This is a genomic window from Candidatus Kryptoniota bacterium (genome assembly GCA_036567965.1).
Classification (GTDB): domain Bacteria; phylum Bacteroidota; class Ignavibacteria; order Kryptoniales; family JAKASW01; genus JAKASW01.
Genome location: DATCTN010000007.1, coordinates 276,234 through 296,313, shown reverse-complemented (window position 1 = coordinate 296,313; position 20,080 = coordinate 276,234). Strand labels below are relative to the sequence as shown.

General features: G+C 49.6%; 13 protein-coding genes. 12 read left to right on the top strand and 1 reads right to left on the bottom strand.

Features of this window, described 5'->3' with window-relative positions; genetic code table 11:
• Window positions 1–2 precede the first annotated feature (2 nt).
• From VIS48_02920 to VIS48_02870, 11 genes are all read left to right on the top strand, one after another.
• Window positions 3–1,289: a dihydrolipoamide acetyltransferase family protein gene (locus VIS48_02920; protein HEY9165093.1), complete on the top strand. Its 1,287-nt coding sequence runs from the start codon at window positions 3–5 to the stop codon at window positions 1,287–1,289.
• 7 nt (window positions 1,290–1,296) lie between these two features.
• Complete coding sequence (lipA, locus tag VIS48_02915) at window positions 1,297–2,181, top strand: lipoyl synthase (protein ID HEY9165092.1); 885 nt, start codon at window positions 1,297–1,299, stop codon at window positions 2,179–2,181.
• 25 nt (window positions 2,182–2,206) lie between these two features.
• Window positions 2,207–3,208 carry a pyruvate dehydrogenase (acetyl-transferring) E1 component subunit alpha gene (gene pdhA / locus VIS48_02910; protein ID HEY9165091.1) on the top strand — a complete coding sequence of 334 codons (1,002 nt, stop codon included), beginning with the start codon at window positions 2,207–2,209 and terminating at the stop codon, window positions 3,206–3,208.
• 16 nt (window positions 3,209–3,224) lie between these two features.
• On the top strand, window positions 3,225–4,205 hold the full coding sequence (locus VIS48_02905; protein HEY9165090.1) for a pyruvate dehydrogenase complex E1 component subunit beta: 981 nt from the start codon (window positions 3,225–3,227) through the stop codon (window positions 4,203–4,205).
• A gap of 30 nt (window positions 4,206–4,235) precedes the next feature.
• Window positions 4,236–5,480 (top strand): pyruvate dehydrogenase complex dihydrolipoamide acetyltransferase, encoded by a 1,245-nt coding sequence (locus VIS48_02900; protein ID HEY9165089.1) that lies wholly within the window; start codon window positions 4,236–4,238, stop codon window positions 5,478–5,480.
• 246 nt (window positions 5,481–5,726) lie between these two features.
• Window positions 5,727–7,055: a sugar porter family MFS transporter gene (locus tag VIS48_02895; GenBank protein HEY9165088.1), complete on the top strand. Its 1,329-nt coding sequence runs from the start codon at window positions 5,727–5,729 to the stop codon at window positions 7,053–7,055.
• Between the two features lie 19 nt (window positions 7,056–7,074).
• Entirely contained in the window at window positions 7,075–8,223 is a 1,149-nt protein-coding gene (locus VIS48_02890) for an MFS transporter (protein HEY9165087.1), read from the top strand.
• 46 nt (window positions 8,224–8,269) lie between these two features.
• On the top strand, window positions 8,270–9,373 hold the full coding sequence (locus VIS48_02885; protein ID HEY9165086.1) for an ROK family protein: 1,104 nt from the start codon (window positions 8,270–8,272) through the stop codon (window positions 9,371–9,373).
• 267 nt (window positions 9,374–9,640) lie between these two features.
• The gene (gene pepT / locus VIS48_02880) at window positions 9,641–10,876 is read left to right on the top strand and encodes a peptidase T (protein HEY9165085.1); all 1,236 of its coding nucleotides are present in this window, start codon (window positions 9,641–9,643) and stop codon (window positions 10,874–10,876) included.
• A gap of 122 nt (window positions 10,877–10,998) precedes the next feature.
• Window positions 10,999–12,999, top strand: coding sequence for an oligopeptide transporter, OPT family (locus VIS48_02875; protein HEY9165084.1), 2,001 nt, complete (start codon window positions 10,999–11,001; stop codon window positions 12,997–12,999).
• A gap of 138 nt (window positions 13,000–13,137) precedes the next feature.
• Window positions 13,138–14,586, top strand: a complete 1,449-nt coding sequence (locus VIS48_02870) for a glycoside hydrolase family 125 protein (protein HEY9165083.1) — start codon at window positions 13,138–13,140, stop codon at window positions 14,584–14,586.
• 161 nt (window positions 14,587–14,747) lie between these two features.
• On the opposite strand, the gene VIS48_02865 is transcribed toward VIS48_02870, so the two are convergent.
• Window positions 14,748–18,443 carry a P-loop NTPase fold protein gene (locus VIS48_02865; GenBank protein ID HEY9165082.1) on the bottom strand — a complete coding sequence of 1,232 codons (3,696 nt, stop codon included), beginning with the start codon at window positions 18,441–18,443 and terminating at the stop codon, window positions 14,748–14,750.
• Window positions 18,444–19,068: 625 nt separating this feature from the next.
• Between VIS48_02865 and VIS48_02860 the strand changes: the two genes are divergently transcribed.
• Complete coding sequence (locus tag VIS48_02860) at window positions 19,069–19,884, top strand: hypothetical protein (GenBank protein ID HEY9165081.1); 816 nt, start codon at window positions 19,069–19,071, stop codon at window positions 19,882–19,884.
• Window positions 19,885–20,080 lie beyond the last annotated feature (196 nt).

Genomic DNA, 20,080 nt, shown 5'->3' with positions numbered 1-20,080 from the left:
CAATGCAAGTTGAAGTCCTTATGCCGAAGATGGGTGAAAGCATCACCGAAGGGCGGATTGTGAAGTGGCACAAGAAAGCGGGCGACAAGGTAGAGCGCGACGAAATCCTTCTTGAAATAAGTACCGACAAAGTCGATACCGAAATTCCGTCGGTCGCGGCCGGCATAATCTCCAAGATCCTTGTAAAGGAACAGGAGGTCGCACAGGTCGGAGCGGTAATTGCCTACATTGACGCGGGCGGGAGTTCCACAAGGCGTTCGGAGGATTCGGTCTCCGAAACACCCAAAACGGAGAGAGCCCTTGAGTCCGCAGGTGCGCGGAAAGAGGAAGTGGCGTATACAGACGTCTCGACAGTTTCGCGAGGGACGAACGGAGACAGGTTCTATTCGCCTCTTGTGAGAAGCATCGCGCAGGCAGAGGGAATTTCATCGGACGAACTAACCGCTATTGGCGGAACCGGTTCCGGCGGCAGAATCACCAAACATGACCTTATGCACTATATAGAGAACAGGGCAAGTGCCGGCAACGTCCCGTCGAGGAGTCAATCTAAAAAGACAACCGGCTCCGCACCACGGGTAAATTATGATACGTCGCGCGAGCAGGTGGTGCCGATGGACAACATGCGCCAACGTATCATGGAGCACATGGTTGCAAGCCGCGACACGTCGGTTCACGTGTCCGCTGTCAGCGAAGTTGACATGACCCGGATTTCCGGCTACATCGCGAAACATTCGGATGAATTTCACAAGAAAGAAGGTTTCAAGCTCACTTTCATGCCGTTCATTTCTTTTGCGTGCGTCAAGGCGCTGAAAGATTATCCACTGGTCAACAGCAGCATCGACGGAACGAATGTGGTAACGCACAAGTACATAAACCTCGGTATTGCGGTCGCGATCGAGACGACAGGACTTCTTGTGCCGGTTATCAAAGGGGCCGATGAAAAGAATATCCTGGGTCTGGCGAGAGGTATCTATGATGTTGCCCTTCGCGCCCGCACGAAGAGACTAACCGGCGACGACACGATCGGCTCGACTTTTTCCATCACGAATTTCGGAGTGTTCGGAAATCTTATCGGGACACCCGTCATTAACCAGCCGAACATAGCGATACTCGGGGTGGGAGCCGTCAAGAAGCGGCCGGTTGTAATCAACGACGCCATCGCAATAAGAGAAACCGGGTTCCTGACGCTGTCATTTGACCACAGGCTCGTAGACGGCGCTCTGGGTGGACGATTCCTCGAACGTGTGGTAAATTATCTCGAGAATTACGATACAGAACAGGTCTTTTAGAAAATTTATGATCGACATCAGCGAAAAAGTGATCGAAGAAAAGAAGCCTCAACCGCGAAGACCGGATTGGATTCGTGCAAAACTGCCGTATGGCGACAATTACGCCCGGCTTCTCGGTTTGATGAGAAGGAAACAACTCCACACAGTTTGTGAAGAAGCCAGGTGCCCTAACCTCGGCGAGTGCTGGGGAAGAGGCACAGCCACATTCATGATACTCGGCGACGTCTGCACGAGAAGCTGCGGTTTCTGCGCGGTCAAAACAGGACGACCGACTGAGTTCGACACCGACGAGCCGCGTCGTGTCGCTGAAGCTGTCATGTCCATGAATCTGCGCCACGTTGTCATTACATCGGTCAACCGCGACGAACTGAAGGATGGAGGTGCCTCCATCTTCGCGGAGACGATCAGGCAGATCAGGATGCGCGACCCCAAGTGCCGGGTAGAAGTTCTCATACCAGATTTCCGCGGCGACAAGATAGCGATGGATCTCGTCGTTGATGCCGCACCCGATATACTCAATCACAATGTCGAAACCGCGCCGCGGCTCTACTCAATTGTCAGGCCTCAGGCAAAATATGAGAGATCGCTCGAAGTTCTTGCTTACTTCAAGGAGAAAGGTCTCGTCACAAAAAGCGGCATGATGGTCGGCATTGGCGAGCGAGCTGAAGAAGTTTTGAAAGTAATGGATGATCTCAGGAAATCCAAGGTTGACATACTCACGATCGGGCAATATCTGCAGCCTACGAAGGAGCATCTCCCGATCGACCGCTACGTCAAGCCTGAAGAATTTGAAATGTATAAGAGAGAAGGACTCGCTTTGGGATTCAAATTCGTCGAGTCGGGACCACTCGTCAGAAGTTCATACCACGCCGACGAACAGATAGTATTTTGATTACTTCACCGGAGGAACCAGATAGATGAGCGATTACCAGGTTGAAACGCATATGGAAGAGTATTTGAGTTTGGGAAGAAATAAACTCGTCGAGATGTATCACACAATGCTTCTCATCAGGCGATTCGAAGAAGCGGCCGCTAAGATGTACAGCATGCAGAAGATCGGCGGATTCCTCCATCTATACATCGGTCAGGAGGCGGTCGCTGTGGGTTCAGTTGCTGCGACGCGTGAAGACGACTACCTGATCACCGCTTACAGAGACCACGGCCACGCGATCGCACGCGGAGTAGACCCGAAGCGGCTGATGGCGGAACTGTTCGGCAAGTATACCGGCACGAGCAAAGGCAAAGGCGGTTCGATGCATTTCTTCGATGTCGGAAAGAACATGCTTGGAGGTCACGCGATTGTCGGCGGACAAATTCCTCTGGGAACGGGAATCGCTTTCAAGATAAAGTATAGAAAAGAAGACCGCATCTGTCTCACATACATGGGCGATGCAGCCATGAACCAGGGTTCGTTTCACGAGTCGCTCAATTTGGCAGCTCTATGGAAACTCCCGGTGGTTTACATTGTGGAAAATAATCTGTACGGTATGGGAACAGCCGTAGATCGTGCGTCAGCAGTGACGGAACTGTACAAGCGAGGATGCTCGTACGGTATAGAGGGGATGGTTGCCGATGGAATGAACGTCTTCGCGGTTTACGACGCGGTGAAAGAAGCTGCAAAGAAGGCACGAGAATTAAGTCTTCCGACTTTGCTCGAGATTAGAACGTATCGTTACCGCGGGCACTCCATGTCGGATCCCGATTCGGTCTACAGGACCAAGCAGGAAGTCGATGAAGAAAAAAGGCGTGACCCCATCGAACAGATGAAGAAGTTCCTGTTTGATGAGAAGATTGCGACGCAAAACGAAATAGATAACGTCGATGCCGACGTTAAGAAGATTGTAGCGGAATGCCTGGAGTTTGCCGAGAACAGTCCTGAGCCGCCGCTCGAATCGATGTACGACGACATTTATGTTTAACCGGGAGTCCCGCTGAATGCCAGAAATAACTTTCAGAGAAGCAATTAATCAGGCGCTGGCGGAGGAAATGGAGCGCGACGATTCGGTATTTGTCGTCGGTGAAGAAGTGGCGCAATATCAGGGCGCGTACAAAGTCACTCAGGGGCTCCTACAAAAGTTCGGACCCGGGAGAGTGATCGATGCTCCGATCTCGGAAAACGGATTCACCGGAATGGGAGTCGGCGCCGCAATGGTCGGGCTCAGACCGGTTGTTGAAGTTATGACTTTCAATTTTTCCCTCGTTGCTTTCGATCAGATCATCAACAATGCCGCTAAGATGCGACACATGTCAGGCGGACAGTTGAAGGTTCCGATGGTGATCCGCGGGCCGAACGGTCCCGCGCACCAGCTTGCCGCCACGCATTCTCAGGCGCTTGAAAGTATTTATGCGCATTTTCCCGGACTTAAAGTGGTGCTGCCCGGAACCCCCAGGGATGCGAAAGGACTCCTCAAATCGTCAATAAGGGATGATAACCCCGTGATCTTCATGGAGAGCGAAGTGATGTACGGGATGAAGGGAGAGGTTCCCGAGGGAGAATACACAATTCCGCTCGGCAAGGCAGACATCAAGCGCGCAGGGAACGACATAACCATCGTGGCTTATTCCAAAATGCTCGGTGTGGCTCTATCCGCAGCAGAGACGCTTGCGAAGAGTGGGATTCAAGCTGAGGTCGTCGATCCCATGACTGTCCGTCCGCTTGACGAAGCGACGATAATCGAAAGCGTGAAAAAGACCAACCGATGTGTGGTTGCGTCCGAAGCATGGCCGTATGCTAGTGTTGGGAGTGAGATTGCGTTTAGGGTTTCGTCGAAGGCATTCGATTACCTGGACGCTCCGGTCGAACTTGTTGCGTCTGAAGATGTCCCCATGCCTTACTCGAAGACTCTCGAGCATAATGTTTTGCCGACGGTCGACAAAATCGTGAGCGCTGCAAACCGGGCGCTATACAAATCGTAGAATTCTTCCAGGAGAAGAGAGGTTTTATCGATGGCGATCAAAATCCAAATGCCCAAGCTAAGCGACACGATGGACACGGGCAGAATATTGAAGTGGTTGAAAAAAGAAGGCGACAAGGTCGCTCCGGGCGACGTCCTCGCTGAAGTCGAGACAGACAAGGCGAACATGGATATGGAAGCCTACGATGAGGGAATCCTCCTAAAGGTTGTTGCCAAAGAAGGTGACAGGGTTCCAATCGGCGGGCTTATAGGTATCCTTGGAAACCAGGGCGAAGATGTCTCTTCAATTCTCAGCGGCGCTTCAAAAAGCCCGGAGCAGCCGGCACACGCCCCATCTGCTCCACAGCCGACGCCCGTTGAGGCCGCAGCACATGCAGCAGTTCCGCTGACATCCATACCATCCGCTCCGCCTGCTCAGCAAGTAGCTGAGCCATCGAAAGACAACGGCAGGCAGAAAGTGTCGCCTCTCGCGAAAAGACTCGCCAAGGACAAAGGCATTCCTCTTGAAAGCCTGAAGGGAAGCGGGACCGCCGGAAGAATTGTCAAACGTGATGTCGAGGGCTTTTCAAAACCTGCAGACACCGTGTCGCCCGGTACTTTCAAGGATGTGCCGCTAACCATGATGCGCGAGGCGATCGCCAAGCGCCTCAGCCAGAGCCATGTTCAGGCTCCTCATTTCTTTCTCACGGTCGAAGTGAAAATGGAGAATGCGATCGCGTTCCGCGAATCACTCAACCACTATGACGAAAACAATAAGATCAGCTTTACGGATATTGTGGTGAAGGCGTGTGCCGCCGCGCTGAAGGAGCACCCCGGCGTCAACGCAACCTTTCTCGGAGACAGGATAAGAATGTTTGGAGATGTGCACGTCGGAATCGCAGTGGCGATAGAAGACGGCTTGATCACTCCGGTTCTTCGAGACGCAGATAAGAAAGGTCTGCGGCAAATCTCCAGGGAAGCGAAAGAACTTGCCGTCCGGGCTCGGGAGCGAAAATTGAAACCGGAAGAATATTCGGGAAGCACCTTCACTGTGAGCAATCTCGGTATGTTCGATGTCGATGATTTTACTGCAATCATAAATCCTCCCGAGGCCGCAATCCTCGCAGTCGGAAGCATACTCGAAAAACCGGTAGCCGAAAACGGTGAGCTGAAAATTGGAAAGAGAATGCGAATGACTCTCTCGTCCGATCACAGGGTTGTAGACGGGGCTCTCGCAGCGGTGTTCATGCAGAGTCTTAAGAAGATTCTGGAAAGCCCGGCAGCTCTCGCCTTATAATCAACTCACCTTGAAAAGGGATGGGGACTTACAGACACAACACATAAATGTCGCAGTTCTCCCGCGGATAGTGACATGGACAAAGTAGCTGATACTCGTACGTTTTGATTCGCGCGGTTGCAATGAAAGCGTTTCCGGCCTGCCGTATGTTCATTTAACCTCTTCAACAAATAATTTTCTCGTTTTATTGTCTCTCGTTTAGTATACTCTGTGTTGTAAATTCACAGATCCCTCGCGGAGAACAAGATGAACAGGAATCTCCTCTTTGCTACCGTGGTCTCGGCGCTCGGCAGTTTTCTTTTCGGATTCGATACAGCCGTCATATCCGGCACCACGAAATTCATCACCGAGCATTTCAATCTCACCGATGCGACATTAGGGCTTACAGTATCGATCGCCCTTTGGGGAACAGTCGTCGGCTCCATCGCAGTCGGTAAACCGGGTGATCTCTTCGGGCGAAAGAAAATGCTGATGGCATGCGGAGCATTGTATTTCATTTCCGCCCTCGGATGTGGGACGGCAAGCGGATGGACTGTTCTGTTGATATCGAGATTCCTTGGCGGACTTGCGATCGGTGCAGCCTCGGTCATGGCCCCAATGTACATAGCCGAGATTTCACCGGGCAGACTTAGAGGTCGACTTGTCGCGGTGGCCCAGTTCAACATCGTGTTCGGCATATTAGTCGCCTTCTTCTCAAATTACCTCCTGGTTGGCAGCGGCGCAGACAATTGGAGGTGGATGTTTGGCGTAATGTCTGTGCCCTCAGCACTGTTTATTATTCTTCTCTTCCTGGTTCCGGAGAGTCCTCGTTGGCTCGTCAAAATGTCTCGGGTCGACGAGGCGCGGGACGTTTTGCGGAAAGTGGGCGCGGCTGATGTCGAATCGGAGCTCGGCGATATCGTAAGTTCTCTGAAAGAGCAATCGGGGCAGGGTACAACGAGACTTATGCAAAGGAAATACAGGTTTGTGATTATGTGCGCGGTGCTGCTCGCGATTTTTAATCAACTCTCCGGAATCAATGTCATCATGTACTACGCGCCTCTTATATTTGAGAAGGCGGGCGCAAGCACCAACTCGGCAATGCTCCAGGCGGTCGCGGTCGGGGTAACGAACATGCTCTTTACAATTATTGCGATGTTCTTTATCGACAAGTTTGGCAGGAAAACGCTTCTACTCATTGGAGCGGTTGGAATGTTTTTATCATTGGCCGGTGCCGCCTTTCATTATTATGATGAATCATTATTCGGAAGCACTGGAGTGGTTGTGTTTATCGTCGGCTTTATTGCTTTCTTCGCCTTTTCGCAGGGGGCCGTCATCTGGGTTTTTCTGGCGGAGATCTTTCCGAACAAGGTGAGATCGAAAGGGCAGGCTCTCGGTTCTTTCACGCATTGGATCATGAATGCGATTATTGGGTTGTCGTTCCCTGTTGCACTCTCCGCATTCGGAGGTGGAAACGTGTTCATGTTTTTTGCGCTGATGATGATACCGTTTTTCTTTTTCGTGTGGAGAGTCATGCCAGAGACGAAGGGGAGATCGCTTGAGGAGCTGGAGAAGATTGTAGTACTGCGAACTTGAATTCAAAAAGGAGCTTCATATGAAATCCAAAACCTTTCCGCTGTTCCTCGCATTTCTTGTGATGGGAGTTGCGGACTCTATGGGGCCAATGTCGGACGCGGTGAAGAACCAGTATCAGTTGAATAACGTTGTCTCGACTCTTTTGCCGTTCTTTGTCTTCATAGCCTTTGCCGTGTTCAGTGTGCCGGGGGGTGTGCTCGCGGCAAGGATCGGAAAGAAGAACCTGCTCCTGCTGGGATTGGGACTCAATATCGTCGCTACTGTTGTCCCGACGTTCATGGATCCTGGGTTTACTCTTTTGCTAGGCTGCATATTTGTTCTTGGAGTGGGCACGACGCTCCTGCAGGTTGCGGGGAATCCCATCATGCGGGATGTGAGTCCTGAAGGATCATACAGCAGGAACCTCGCTCTCGCACAAGGCATCAAAGGAGTTGGCTCCTCAGGTTCTGCCTATCTTGTCGGTTTGGTATTGGTCCTCCCCTTGTTTGCGAAAATGGGTTGGCGCGGAGCGTTCCCCGTATTCTTTCTGCTGATGGTGCTGGCATTCATATTCGTCGCGTCGATGAAGGTGGTCGAAACAAAGGCCGAGAAACCACCAGGCATAAGCTCGTCTCTTGCGCTCATGAAGGAACCGGTATTTTACTTGGCAGTACTGGGGATTTTCTTGTACGTGGGAGCCGAGGTGAGTATGGGGCGCTTTCTCAAACCCACACTCGAGGGATTCGGACTTGGACCCGACACGGCTGCGCTTCTTGGTCCGACTTTCTTTTTCGGTGCGCTAACGATCGGACGGCTCGCTGCTGGCGCGATTAAGACGAGTCCGCGATCACTTTTCAGGATTTCTGCTGCACTCGGACTTGTCGGCGTCATCCTGGTAATGACCGACACAAAACTATTCTCACTCGCCGGCGCAATCCTTGGCGGACTTGGATTTGCCAACATCTGGCCGATGCTGTTCTCGATAACCGTCGAAGAGAAACCTGAGCGGGCGAGCGAACTGTCGGGATTGATGTGCATGGCCATAAGCGGCGGCGCGATCATTCCTCTCGTCATGGGTAAGCTGGTCGACAGCGGATGGGCCGCACTCGCGTATGCCATACCCGGATTGTGCTTCTTGTACCTCCTACTTCTTTCATTGAAAGGTGCGCGCAAGGTTGCGGCAGCGTGAACCATTTCACGGATCTATCATGAATCCAAAAGCAAAGGTCAGTCAAATGGATTTCAAGAGTGACAAGCGAACGGTGATGACTCTGGATGCCGGCGGCACGAACTTCGTATTCACGGCGATGCGGGGAAACAAGCAGGTCGTCGACGATATCACTCTCCCGTCGAATGCCGACAACCTCGACAAGTGCCTTGCTTCGATTGTCGACGGCTTCCGGCAGATGAAGGAAAATTTGAAGGCGAAGCCGGTCGCGATAAGTTTTGCGTTTCCCGGACCGGCGGATTATCCGAATGGCATTATCGGAGATCTCCCGAACCTTCGGGCATTTCGCGGCGGCGTCGCGCTCGGTCCGATGTTGGCCGATAAATTTCGGCTCCCGGTCTTTCTCAACAATGACGGGGACCTTTACGCGTACGGGGAGGCCATTGCAGGTTTCTTGCCCAAAATCAACCGGCTCCTTAAAGAAGCGGGAAGTCCTAAAAGATATAAGAACCTTCTCGGCCTCACCCTCGGAACGGGATTTGGCGCCGGGATTGTCCGCGATGGAGACCTTTTCATTGGCGACAACTCCTGCGCGGGCGAAATTTGGCTCCTCAGGAACAAGATCGATCCGAGAACGAATATTGAAGAGAACGCAAGCATTCGTGCAGTGAAGCGAGTCTACGCGAAGGAGGCGGGAATTAGGTTCGAAGAGTCGCCCGAGCCGAAGGACATTTATGAGATTTGCAAAGGCTCAAAGCCCGGAAACAAACCGGCCGCATTCACGGCGTTCCGCACGATGGCCGAAGCGGCGGGCGACGCGATCTCCAACGCGATCACCTTGATCGATGGACTAGTCGTAATCGGAGGCGGACTTTCAGGCGCGTCGGATGTCTTCATGCCTTTTTTGGTGAATGAAATGAATAGTACGTTTGTGAGTCCGGATGGATCCAGATTCAGGCGCCTGCTTGCAAATGTCTACGATCTTCAGGATACCGATTCTCTTCAGAAATTTCTGAAGGGTTCAACGAAAGAGATTCCCGTTTACGGGACGAGCAAACGTGTGAAGTACGATCCGGAAAAAAGAATCGGCGTCGGGATCTCTGAGATCGGCACAAGCAAAGCGGTTTCCATCGGAGCATACGCATTCGCTTTAGCAATGCTAGATAGATGATCTGTCAGACCGATTGAATCGAAAGAAGGGGAAAGGAGTCCGAAAGTTACCGACAAAATTATTGTTTCCCCGGATTACGATAGCTTGACCGCAAATTGAGGGATCTTCTCAACATTGAATTTGAGATTTCGGGAACCTAACTTTCGAACATAAAGTTGTGGAGACCTGGTCGTGCGGAATGCAGAATGTCGTCAGGGTTGAAATCTGTGGATCTCCGTCATTGGAGTTGAATCTTGAAAAATGACTACTGAATAGGAGGAAATCGTCATGAGCGAGACTGTACTGGACAGGTTCCTTAGATACGTCGTGATAGATACTCAATCGAAAGAAGATTCGACTACATATCCGAGCACCTCAAAACAATTCGATTTATTGAACCTTTTAGTCACGGAGTTGAAGTCACTCGGCGCCTCGTACGTGAGCATCGACAAGTATGGTTATGTTATGGCACAGTTACCATCAAATGTCACGAAGAATGTACCGCCGATCGGTTTTATCTCGCATGTCGACACATCACCTGAAGTTAGTGACACGAATGTGAAGCCCCAGGTTATCGAGAACTACAGAGGCGGAGATATCGTACTGCCGGGAGATAGTAACATAGTTATTCGGGAATCGGAAAATGCTTCATTGAAACTTGCGATTGGAAAGAGCATTGTTACAAGCGATGGTAAAACACTGTTGGGCGCAGATGATAAGGCCGGAGTAGCTGTGATCATGACTGCTGTCCAGGAATTTATGGCTAATAAGAATATTCCTCACGGTGAATTAAAAATCGGATTTACTCCGGATGAGGAAGTCGGCGCCGGTACAAAATATTTCGACATGAAAAAATTTGGAGCTCAGTTCGCATACACCGTGGACGGTGACACGCCTGGCGAGCTAAACAAGGAGACATTCAGCGCGAATTCATGTGTCATCACGGTTCACGGCCGCGACATTCATCCCGGAACGGCAAAAGGTATCATGGTGAATTCTGTCCGCGTTATCTCGGAAATCATAGCCCGTCTTCCGAAGAACCTCTCGCCGGAAATGACTGAAGGCTATGAGCCCTATATTCATCCGTATGTACTCGAAGGCGGCGTCGGCAAGTCTTCCGTGAAAATCCTTTTCCGCGATTTCAAAACGGACGGTCTTGAGGAACTAAAGAAAATTGTGGATAAAGTAATCTCCGAGATTCAGCCCTTGTTTCCAAACGCGAAGATCAACGTGCAGGTTACCGAACAGTATCGGAATATGCGTGACGGCGTTGAAAAGGATCCGCGTGTAGCAGACTATCTTTTCGATGCGGCGAAAAGAGCCGGTCTTTCGCCCCAATGGAAACCGATCCGCGGCGGCACAGACGGATCGAAGCTTACCGAAAGCGGATTGCCAACACCAAACATCTTTACGGGCGGCGCAAATTATCACAGCCGCACTGAGTGGGTGAATGTGTGGGGAATGGAAAAGGCAGTCGAAACCGTCCTCAACGTGGCTCAAATTTGGGCTGAAAACTCGAATTGATATTGCACTACTAAAACATTTACAATCGAAGTTGTCAGGCGGGTTGCAAAAAGAACAACGGTTCAATTGTAAACGGTCGGTCGTCCCGGCCGGGTCTGGTAATCTTTCCCAAAGGAGGCTTCATGGAACAGAACGATGCGGGTATTAAAGGACTTCCTGAAAATGCGTTCCGGGAACTCAAGGAAGGCGAAGAGTACAACCCGATAATGTCGCCTGGGAAGAAATACCCGGAGGTGACAAAGTGGTCAGTAGGCTGGGGACTGGTAATGGCTGTGCTCTTTTCCGCAGCCGCGGCATACTCGGGACTGAAGATCGGCCAGGTCTTCGAAGCTGCAATACCGGTCGCGATCCTGGCAGTCGGAGTAACCGGACTCGCGCGTAAAGCAGACGGCCTCGGGCAAAATGTCATTATCCAATCTATCGGAGGTTGTTCGGGAAGCGTAGTAGCAGGGGCGATATTCACGATCCCCGCGCTTTATATTCTTGCACTTCCCGCTAGCTATTTCCAGATGTTCGTTGCGTCCGCGCTGGGCGGTTTTATCGGAATCTTGTTTCTGATTCCGTTCAGACGATATTTCGTAAAGGATATGCACGGAATACTTCCTTTCCCCGAAGGAACAGCTACAACGGAGATACTCGTCGCCGGTGAAAAGGGAGGAAAGGAAGCGATGGTCCTGGTGATAAGCGGGATCGTCGGAGGTGCGTTCGATTTTCTCTTCAGCGCGTTCGGCTGGTGGTCCGAAGTTATCACGACTCGCATGTTCGATTGGGGAAAACTTCTCTCAGATAAAGTGAAATTGGTGGCTAAACTGGATGTATCCGCGATGGTGCTCGGATTGGGATATATCATCGGTCTTAAGTATTCAGCCATAATCGTCGCTGGTTCGTTCCTTTCGTGGTTTGTGTTTGTCCCGCTTGTGTACGACATCGGCCAGCATCTGACGAGCCCGCTGGGTGCAGCTGCAACAAAGTTGATTTCGCAGATGAGTCCGGAGGAAATATTCCGCCTGTACGTGAGACCTATTGGAATCGGCGGGATAGCAATGGCGGGGGTCGTGGGAATAATCCGTTCTTCCAGGATAATCGCCGGCGCCTTTAAGCTTGCATATAAGGAAATTGTTCACCGCAAGTCCGGAGAAGGTGAGTTGTCATTGAGGACTCAAACTGACATCAGGATGCTTTGGGTCGTCACTCTCGTGATCATTGCTGCGCTCGCTATCTTTGCATTCTTTTGGTTGGGAGTAGTTCCGTCGCCGCGACAGGCGCTCGTCGCGCTTCTTGTAGTGACAATCATTTCGTTTCTGTTCACTACGGTCGCCGCGAACGCGATCGCAATTGTTGGAACGAACCCGGTCTCCGGAATGACGCTGATGACGCTCATACTCTCTTCACTTGTATTGGTTCAGATCGGACTCACAGGCGAGGCGGGGATGCTGAGCGCGATGATAATCGGCGGAGTTGTGTGCACAGCTCTTTCCGTTGCGGGATCGTTCATCACTGATCTGAAGATCGGATACTGGCTTGGCTCCACTCCGAAAAAGCAGGAAACCTGGAAATTCCTTGGCGTCACGGTCTCTGCAGCGACCGTTGGAGGAGTTATCCTAATTCTGAACCAGGCATATGGCTTTACCGGCGAGCACGGGCTCGTGGCACCACAGGCGAATGCTATGGCCGCCGTGATCAGGCCACTTATGTCGAATGCAGAAACACCTTGGATGCTTTACGCTGTAGGAGCCGTTATCGCATTGCTTCTCGTGATATTGAAAGTCCCGCCTCTTGCGTTCGCACTCGGAATGTACATCCCCCAGGAATTGAATACTCCGCTCCTCGTCGGAGGCGCGATAGCATGGTTCGTATCTACTCGCTCGAAGAACGAGAAACTAAACACGGCCCGACTTCACAGGGGAACTCTGATCGCGTCCGGATTTATTGCCGGTGGCGCACTTCTCGGAGTCCTCAACGCGTTCCTGAGATTTACCGACCAGCAGTGGAGGTTCGGATATTCAGGATGGTACAACGCACGCTGGGCTGATTCCACAAACGGAGAACTGATCGGATTATTCATGTTCGTTCTTCTTTGCGGTTATGCATTCTGGGATTCGATGCGGGCAAAAGAGAGCTGAAGACCACTCACATTACCGGTTAATATCACCCCTCCTGAAGACGGTTTGTTCAGGCTTGCTTTCATTTCTGTGATTTGTGAATTTGAAATGTAAGATCAGAAATGATTGTTAATTGTCCGACCAATATCCGGAGGAGAAATGAGTTCTAGAAGGGACTTCATTAAGAGGGGTGGACTAGCTGTCGCCGGAATTTCACTAGCGCGTGCGGGAGTTATGAAAGATGGTATTAATTTTTCGCCTATCGCCTACTCCGACGGGTTTGTTTCAAAGAGACCGCCGCTCAAGGACAGAAAGTTCGTAAGCGACGCAGTTGAGGAGAAGATCCGGCAAGTGGCAAGCGGAATCGGGAACGCAGAACTCGCGTGGATCTTTGCAAATTGCTATCCGAATACACTTGATACGACGATTAACTACAGCGTCGATGCTGGGAAGCCCGACACATTTGTCATTACCGGAGATATCAATGCGATGTGGCTTCGCGACTCGAGCGCGCAGGTATGGCCGTATCTGCCGCTTGCGCCGCATGACGCCAAACTAGAATCGCTTCTCGCGGGAGTTATTAACAGGCAGAATAAATGCATCCTGATCGATCCGTACGCAAACGCGTTCAACTTCGGACCGACTGGAAGCGAGTGGGACAAAGATCTGACAGATATGAAGCCGGAACTTCATGAGCGGAAGTGGGAAATGGATTCTCTGTGTTACCCGATAAGACTCGCATATGGCTACTGGAAGACAACCGGCGAAACTTCGTGCTTCGACGACAATTGGAAGAGCGCGATGAAATTGGTGCTCAATACGTTCAAGCAGCAACAGCGCAAAGATGGACCGGGTCCTTACAAATTCGAACGTGTGACTGCCTGGCAGAGCGACACGGTCGCGGGCGGAGGATACGGAAACCCCATCAGGCCGGTTGGATTAGTCTGTTCCATGTTTCGCCCTTCAGATGACGCGACCATTTTCCCGTTCTTGATTCCTTCAAATCTTTTTGCGGCGCTGTCACTCGAACACCTTTCTGAAATGTCAAAAGCCTTCACGGGCGATATTGATTTCGCAAATAGCTGCTTGGAATTATCACACGAGATCCGCGATGCTGTCTCCAAGTACGCCATTGTAAATCATCCGGACTACGGTGAGGTATATTCTTACGAGGTTGACGGTTTCGGCAACCGCCTTTTTATGGACGACGCGAATGTGCCGAGTCTTCTTTCGCTTCCATATCTAGGTTGCGTGTCGTCCGACGAAAAGTCATATCTCAATACTCGAGCGCTTGTGCTGTCCGATGACAACCCTTATTTCTCGAAAGGGAAGGCAGGCGAGGGAATTGGAAGCCCGCACACCGGACTCGGAAAAATATGGCCGATAGGTGTTATCATGCGGGCAATAACATCCCGGAATGATCAGGAAATTTCAGATTGTCTCAAGACACTCGTGAACGGAAGTGCGGGGACAGGTTTCATGCACGAGTCCTTCGACAGGGACGATGCTCACAAATTTACGAGAAGCTGGTTCGCCTGGGCTAACACGCTCTTCGGCGAGATGATCATAGATCTGTATGAGAACAAACCGCATCTGTTGAAGAGTTGACCAAAGTGGTCCTGGCACCTAACTCCGTTACGATAGCACTACCCTGCCATTGCGTCATCGGATCACCGACTCGACTTTGATACATAGTAGGGAAGTACGTCAGTGCGCGCCGGCATGGAGCATGAAGGTCTTCCTTCAGAACAGATGCTCGGGAGCAGAACTTAAGGCAATTCAACCTTCTCGTTTTCGACGTACTCTCTCTTAAGTATCTTTCCACCGACCTCATATATTATCACTAACCGTTTCAAACCCTCTAGGTTTGGATCTCCTCCAAGTGCGTTCGATGCAGTTGCAGACAAGTGATTATTGCGAATAAGCCCGTTCAGTTTTGTAGTTACATCCACCGACTTAGAGACGGTCCCATATACCGCATTAGTGACTTTGAGCGAGGACGTCGATCTGTCGCCATTTCCCGGGAAACCAGATGGTGCTGTGGTGTCATGAGAACGACGCGGTGAGTATGGCTGCATTATTTTTCTGCCGGTAAGGATGCCGCACAATTCATTCGCTTTTTTCTTCAACTGATCAACCTTGCCAGCCTCTCTGTATTCATATAACGTCTTAGTCAGTTGGTCGGAATGAGAAACCGGAGTTCTGAGACCAGAAAGGAGCTCCAACAGCTGCCATCTGTGTTCAACGTCCTTTAACTCATTTTGTAGGTCAGCTATTACTTTGTTAGCAACGATTTCCCATATAGACTGTCTTACGGTGGTCGCAAATCCCAGAAGGATCTTGATAGATCTGGAGTATCGCCCAATATCATTCCTGTTAAGGAGGGTTTCTGCAACCTCATTTGCTTTTTGTATTGGGACATCGTTCCCGAATCTCCTACTAAGAGTTGGAAACTGATCGGCGACAAATGTAACATTCATAGTGTCTTCATCCGAGAGCAAGAGAAAGAGCTTTTCGTAATGCTGCTTGACTTCATCCACGGGAAATTCAAGGAGCAGCTTAATAAGCAGTTCGCCATAAGCGAGCCTCATTTCCGTCGCGAGTGATTTTGAGGACAAGCTCTCTCGCAACTGATCGAGATATAAGTGCAATTCCGAAAGTTCAGAAGTCCTTAACTCCTCGGTGAAGAAAGCACTCCACTTTTCCAAAGCTCCTTGATTTGGAAGTTTTGTCAGATGCAAAATCAAATCCTTGTATTCTGAAGCCGGGATAAGATACCGAAACTCTCGACACAATCTTGCGTTCTCAATTGTCGATTCACTAGGCGAGTCGATTTCTTTTAGAACGCTGGACCATCTTCTCAAAAACAACTGTGGCAGGATTGCTTTCTCCGCTTCTTCACCTGCGAGTGCGCCTGATTTTATTCTAACTGCCTGAAGAATCACTTCCGCCGGGGCGAGACCATCACAATACAGTAGATAATTTTCTCCGAACTCCCGCTTCTTCGGCAAGTATTTGTCGAGAGAACAATAAGCTACGAGCAACGTGTCCAACAATAATTGTTTTCCCTTGTCGTGCTTAAAGTCGGGGAACGCATTGATTATTTGAGATCCGATGATGATGGCAGTCTGTTCGTCCAACCACTCTGGCATTTCGTAAATGGTACTGCAAGCGAGCAGGAAAGCCGGATTAATGGTTTTGGCAGGAATGTTTTGTGCCAGAACATTTGACATCTTCTTGCCAAGACCAATTTTTTCTTCAGAATAATCTTCCGGGTTTTTCTTGTTCAATACGGTGTCAACAATAAGATGATCGAAGTCCGGAACATCTGTCATCAGCAAAGCGGTCAATTCGGAAAGCAAATTGTTGGATGGAAAAATGAGACCCATTAAAGCGCGCTCGTCCTTTGGCCAATCGAGATGAGCAATTCCTTCAAGGAATATCTTCCTTGCATCATTGTCTTTGAGGCCACCAAACCATTTCTCAGTGGCAGCAGCAATTCTTTGTCCAACATTTTTGCTGGCTGATAGTATCTTCTTGACCGCCGGATGGTTTAGAATCCTCCAATACTCCGGATGATAAGAGGCTCCGAGGAATACATCCGAGAGAATCTTGTTCCCAAATTCGATTTGCTGACGGCTTCCCAGATAGCTCAGATTGTCCAGGAAAACGAGCGCCTCGTTCACGCTCAACTTGATACTGCAGCTCGGATTTGTCGCAATGCTGACGGCACTCCTTAAGAGCTCCGACTGCTGGTCATGATCAAGCAGATTTTTCTTTAAGATATCTATAGAAATTTGGAAAGCTACCCGCGTAGGTCGAGGGAAATCGGGATCAAAGTAACTTGTTATGACATCGGTGATAGACGAGCCATTTGTCCTGGCAATTTCTTCCGTCAAGTATCCGTCCAGATTAATCTTCTCGTTACCTGTCACCGCACTTCCAATTGCTCGTGCAAAGTCACTTACGGCATATTCCTGATTGCTCGTCTTTAGTTTTGAAATGACATCAAAATTCTCGAGAGCAATATCGAAGGTTCTGCTGAGAAACCCCTTCAGGCCAGATTGAGTCCTCCAGAGATCGGAGATCTTTGGGTTGTCCAGTTTTGCGAGATCCCCGCTAACCTCTTTGAGATCCACTTTGTCCAATTCCGGTCTCGGTATATCGCGCGCCAAATCACTCATAAGTTCAAACTTCTCAGGGTTCGACGAGATGAAATGGTAAAACTCCGGAAACTGGTACTCCAGTACTACCAGCTTTGCAAGCTCCTCACTGATCTTCTCCAAATCGACATCGGGCAAAAACTTTTTGTTCAATCTGGCTTCGGCGAGTGCGTACTTCAGTTTATAAAGGTTGAAAAAGTGTTTCATCTCCCTGGCATCATGACAATATCCCTGGGCAGCTACCCAGGCAACCTTTGGCGGTATTCCGATCTTCCTTGACACCCGCCGGGCGAAATCCAGAAGATCCTCCTGACGAAATGGTGGAATTCTAACTGATATGCTGAAATATTTTCTTAATTGTTCATAACCAAAATTGGGGTTTGTCTCTTTGAACATCCTGACGACTGAAGAATCATCCATTGGGACGAGGAATATAGTCTTACCTTTCCCCATGAAGTTCTTAAGCGTCACAAGCACACTTCTTATCGTGTCCGGATCGCATCTGTCGAGGTCATCAATTACGATGACGACTTTCTGCACGTCGTTAGCATACTCATGCAATAGCAAATTGTAATGTTCTTCAAACTGTTCCGGGAAAATGAGTTTCGCATCGAAGACTTCCTGTCGTTTTAAGACCAGCACCTGTTCTACCTTTGGTTTGAAAAAGCTGGCTGCACTCAATGTAAACCAAAGCAGGCTCCACCTCTGGATTTCTCCATCCTTCATTGCGAAACCATAGGCAAGAAACACAACTGCAGCAAGCAAGAACAGGGCAGAGAAGGAGAGTGAAACCAACCCTGCTTTAGAAAGCGTAACGTCGCGGAATGCTTCTTTGAAATTAGCTTTTACTTTTTTGAAAAAAGCGGACCACCCTTCTTCGTGCAGACGCTTGAACAGATCTTCAATTGAATCCCCCGGAGAATCCTCGAGGGCCTTAGCGTAGTTTAACCTTCTGAGCTTTCCTATTTCCTCTTCTTTCTTTTCGGGATCTCTGATGAAGGAATCGGCTAATGTCAATAGCAGCTGGCGGCGCAACGAGTCCCCTGAATATGCCCAAGCATTGAAGTTGACAAAATGGTACACCTCGGGATTGTTCTTACATTTAGCCTCAACCAAATTGACGATGCTTGTCTTCCCAACTCCCCAGCTCCCAAACAATCCTATCGTCATTGGAGGGTCATTCTCATTGAGCACCCTGAACACTGTCTCGGCTATTGCTTCGTGATCGAAAGCATCATCTTCTCTAGAGTAACTCCCATCTGCAAAGGATGGAATATCTCTGATGATATTCAGATCTTTCATACTCTCTCCCTTACTTGTGGACGCTCATTAAGAATGAAAAACTAAGCCAACTAGCGGATGGATCTTGGACTCTCCAAATTTGGCAGGTTTGCGGATAAACGGGTTACCTGCCGTCATTTCTCGCCCTACGAATCGCGGTTGTAATATACTTGCAATGGTTTTCTAAGTCAAAACGTCAGTGCTGCGCATCAATATCTGACGTGAGATTTCCAGATAGTCACCTGTTTTTCCGCGAGACTAGATTCTAGCGTTAGTCGTTAAGTCTTAAGCGCCAGAGGTTGAAAATGACAAGTGAACCGCATATACTACCGTCGAACTATGGTGTTGAGAGTTAATCTAGGGCCGTAGTGCAGGAGAGTGCGGGACAGTGCAGGGAAGTGTTCAGGGACAACAGGTAAACTCTCCAGGTTCCCCGAGAACAAAAGAGTATTTTAGATTTCGTATAGATCGACAAGCATAATTCTTGCTGTACTGAATTTGTTCTTCGGCGGAGGCAGAAAATTTTCGGACTTCATTCACACATCGGAATACAAATTCAACTGCCGATTAGTTGGCTTGCGAAAAATGTCCAGCAGCTGCAAGCAACCTACAAACAGCAATACAATCACTACTCAAGGGGGAAGAAATGAAAACATTTATTGCGATAACTGTGTTTGCAATTTCCACTGCGGTCACCACCGCTTTTGCACAGGACGTTATTGTGCTCAAGAATGGAGACGAGATCAAGTCGAAGGTGGTTGAAATAACTCCTACAGAGATCAAGTACAAGAAATTCGATAATCTTGAAGGCCCGACTATTGTTATCCTGAAATCGGATGTGTTCATGATTAAGTATGCGAACGGAACTAAGGAAGTTATGACCGCGAGCAACGAAAGCGCAAGTGTCGGGTCGGAAAATCCGGAGCCGGTGAACCCCGGTGCTACTGGCCTGTATATAATGCCTCTTGGATTTCTCCAATTTGGTCCTGTATTGGGTGCGGAAGATGCGGCGGCCCAGAACTTATCTGTCGGTGCTCATATCCGGATTCCATCACTTGGCTTGTTGACTTATGCCGCCTTTTCGAGCGATGGCCAAGCGGCCGATAAAATAAGTGGACTGGGGATTGGTGCAGACGTTAAATATTATTCGGCGTCAGTAAGAAAAGGCTTTTATTTCGGTGGTCTCTTAGAATATATGTTCGGGTCAGCAACATACAGTCAAGGTTATACTGATGAGTGGAAAAACAGTAGTAGCTTCCTGGTGATAGCTTGTGACGGTGGTTACAAATTTGATCTTTCAAAGGGTTTCTTTCTGAATGTCGGCGCGACGCTTGGAGCCGCCACCACGCTCTCCGTAACACCTACTGTTCATCCAAACGATTCCAGTATTATGTGGAACAACAATAGCTCATCAACAACGGCATTTGGCATGCTTGATTTGACTTTCGGAGTAAATCTGTGAAATGATCGGCGAAGGGAAACAAACATCATATGACATAAACACTTCTCAGAAGGTCAAGAGACAAATAGATCACGCATCGGTACCAGGGCATCGATTTCAATTTGTTCATTGCATCGTTGGCACTGATCGGGGCCAATAGTGCGCGCAAGTGAAATGGGTTTGACTTTTAGACTTCGGAGCCTGTCGGACAGAAAGC

What these genes read in the sequence shown, in the direction of transcription:
- VIS48_02865 (HEY9165082.1), bottom strand. Translation starts at nt 18,443, where the DNA reads ATGAAAGATCTGAATATCATCAGAGATATTCCATCCTTTGCAGATGGG.
- VIS48_02870 (HEY9165083.1), top strand. Translation starts at nt 13,138, where the DNA reads ATGAGTTCTAGAAGGGACTTCATTAAGAGGGGTGGACTAGCTGTCGCC.
- VIS48_02905 (HEY9165090.1), top strand. Translation starts at nt 3,225, where the DNA reads ATGCCAGAAATAACTTTCAGAGAAGCAATTAATCAGGCGCTGGCGGAG.
- VIS48_02890 (HEY9165087.1), top strand. Translation starts at nt 7,075, where the DNA reads ATGAAATCCAAAACCTTTCCGCTGTTCCTCGCATTTCTTGTGATGGGA.
- VIS48_02860 (HEY9165081.1), top strand. Translation starts at nt 19,069, where the DNA reads ATGAAAACATTTATTGCGATAACTGTGTTTGCAATTTCCACTGCGGTC.
- VIS48_02875 (HEY9165084.1), top strand. Translation starts at nt 10,999, where the DNA reads ATGGAACAGAACGATGCGGGTATTAAAGGACTTCCTGAAAATGCGTTC.
- VIS48_02895 (HEY9165088.1), top strand. Translation starts at nt 5,727, where the DNA reads ATGAACAGGAATCTCCTCTTTGCTACCGTGGTCTCGGCGCTCGGCAGT.
- pepT (HEY9165085.1), top strand. Translation starts at nt 9,641, where the DNA reads ATGAGCGAGACTGTACTGGACAGGTTCCTTAGATACGTCGTGATAGAT.
- VIS48_02900 (HEY9165089.1), top strand. Translation starts at nt 4,236, where the DNA reads ATGGCGATCAAAATCCAAATGCCCAAGCTAAGCGACACGATGGACACG.
- VIS48_02920 (HEY9165093.1), top strand. Translation starts at nt 3, where the DNA reads ATGCAAGTTGAAGTCCTTATGCCGAAGATGGGTGAAAGCATCACCGAA.
- lipA (HEY9165092.1), top strand. Translation starts at nt 1,297, where the DNA reads ATGATCGACATCAGCGAAAAAGTGATCGAAGAAAAGAAGCCTCAACCG.
- pdhA (HEY9165091.1), top strand. Translation starts at nt 2,207, where the DNA reads ATGAGCGATTACCAGGTTGAAACGCATATGGAAGAGTATTTGAGTTTG.
- VIS48_02885 (HEY9165086.1), top strand. Translation starts at nt 8,270, where the DNA reads ATGGATTTCAAGAGTGACAAGCGAACGGTGATGACTCTGGATGCCGGC.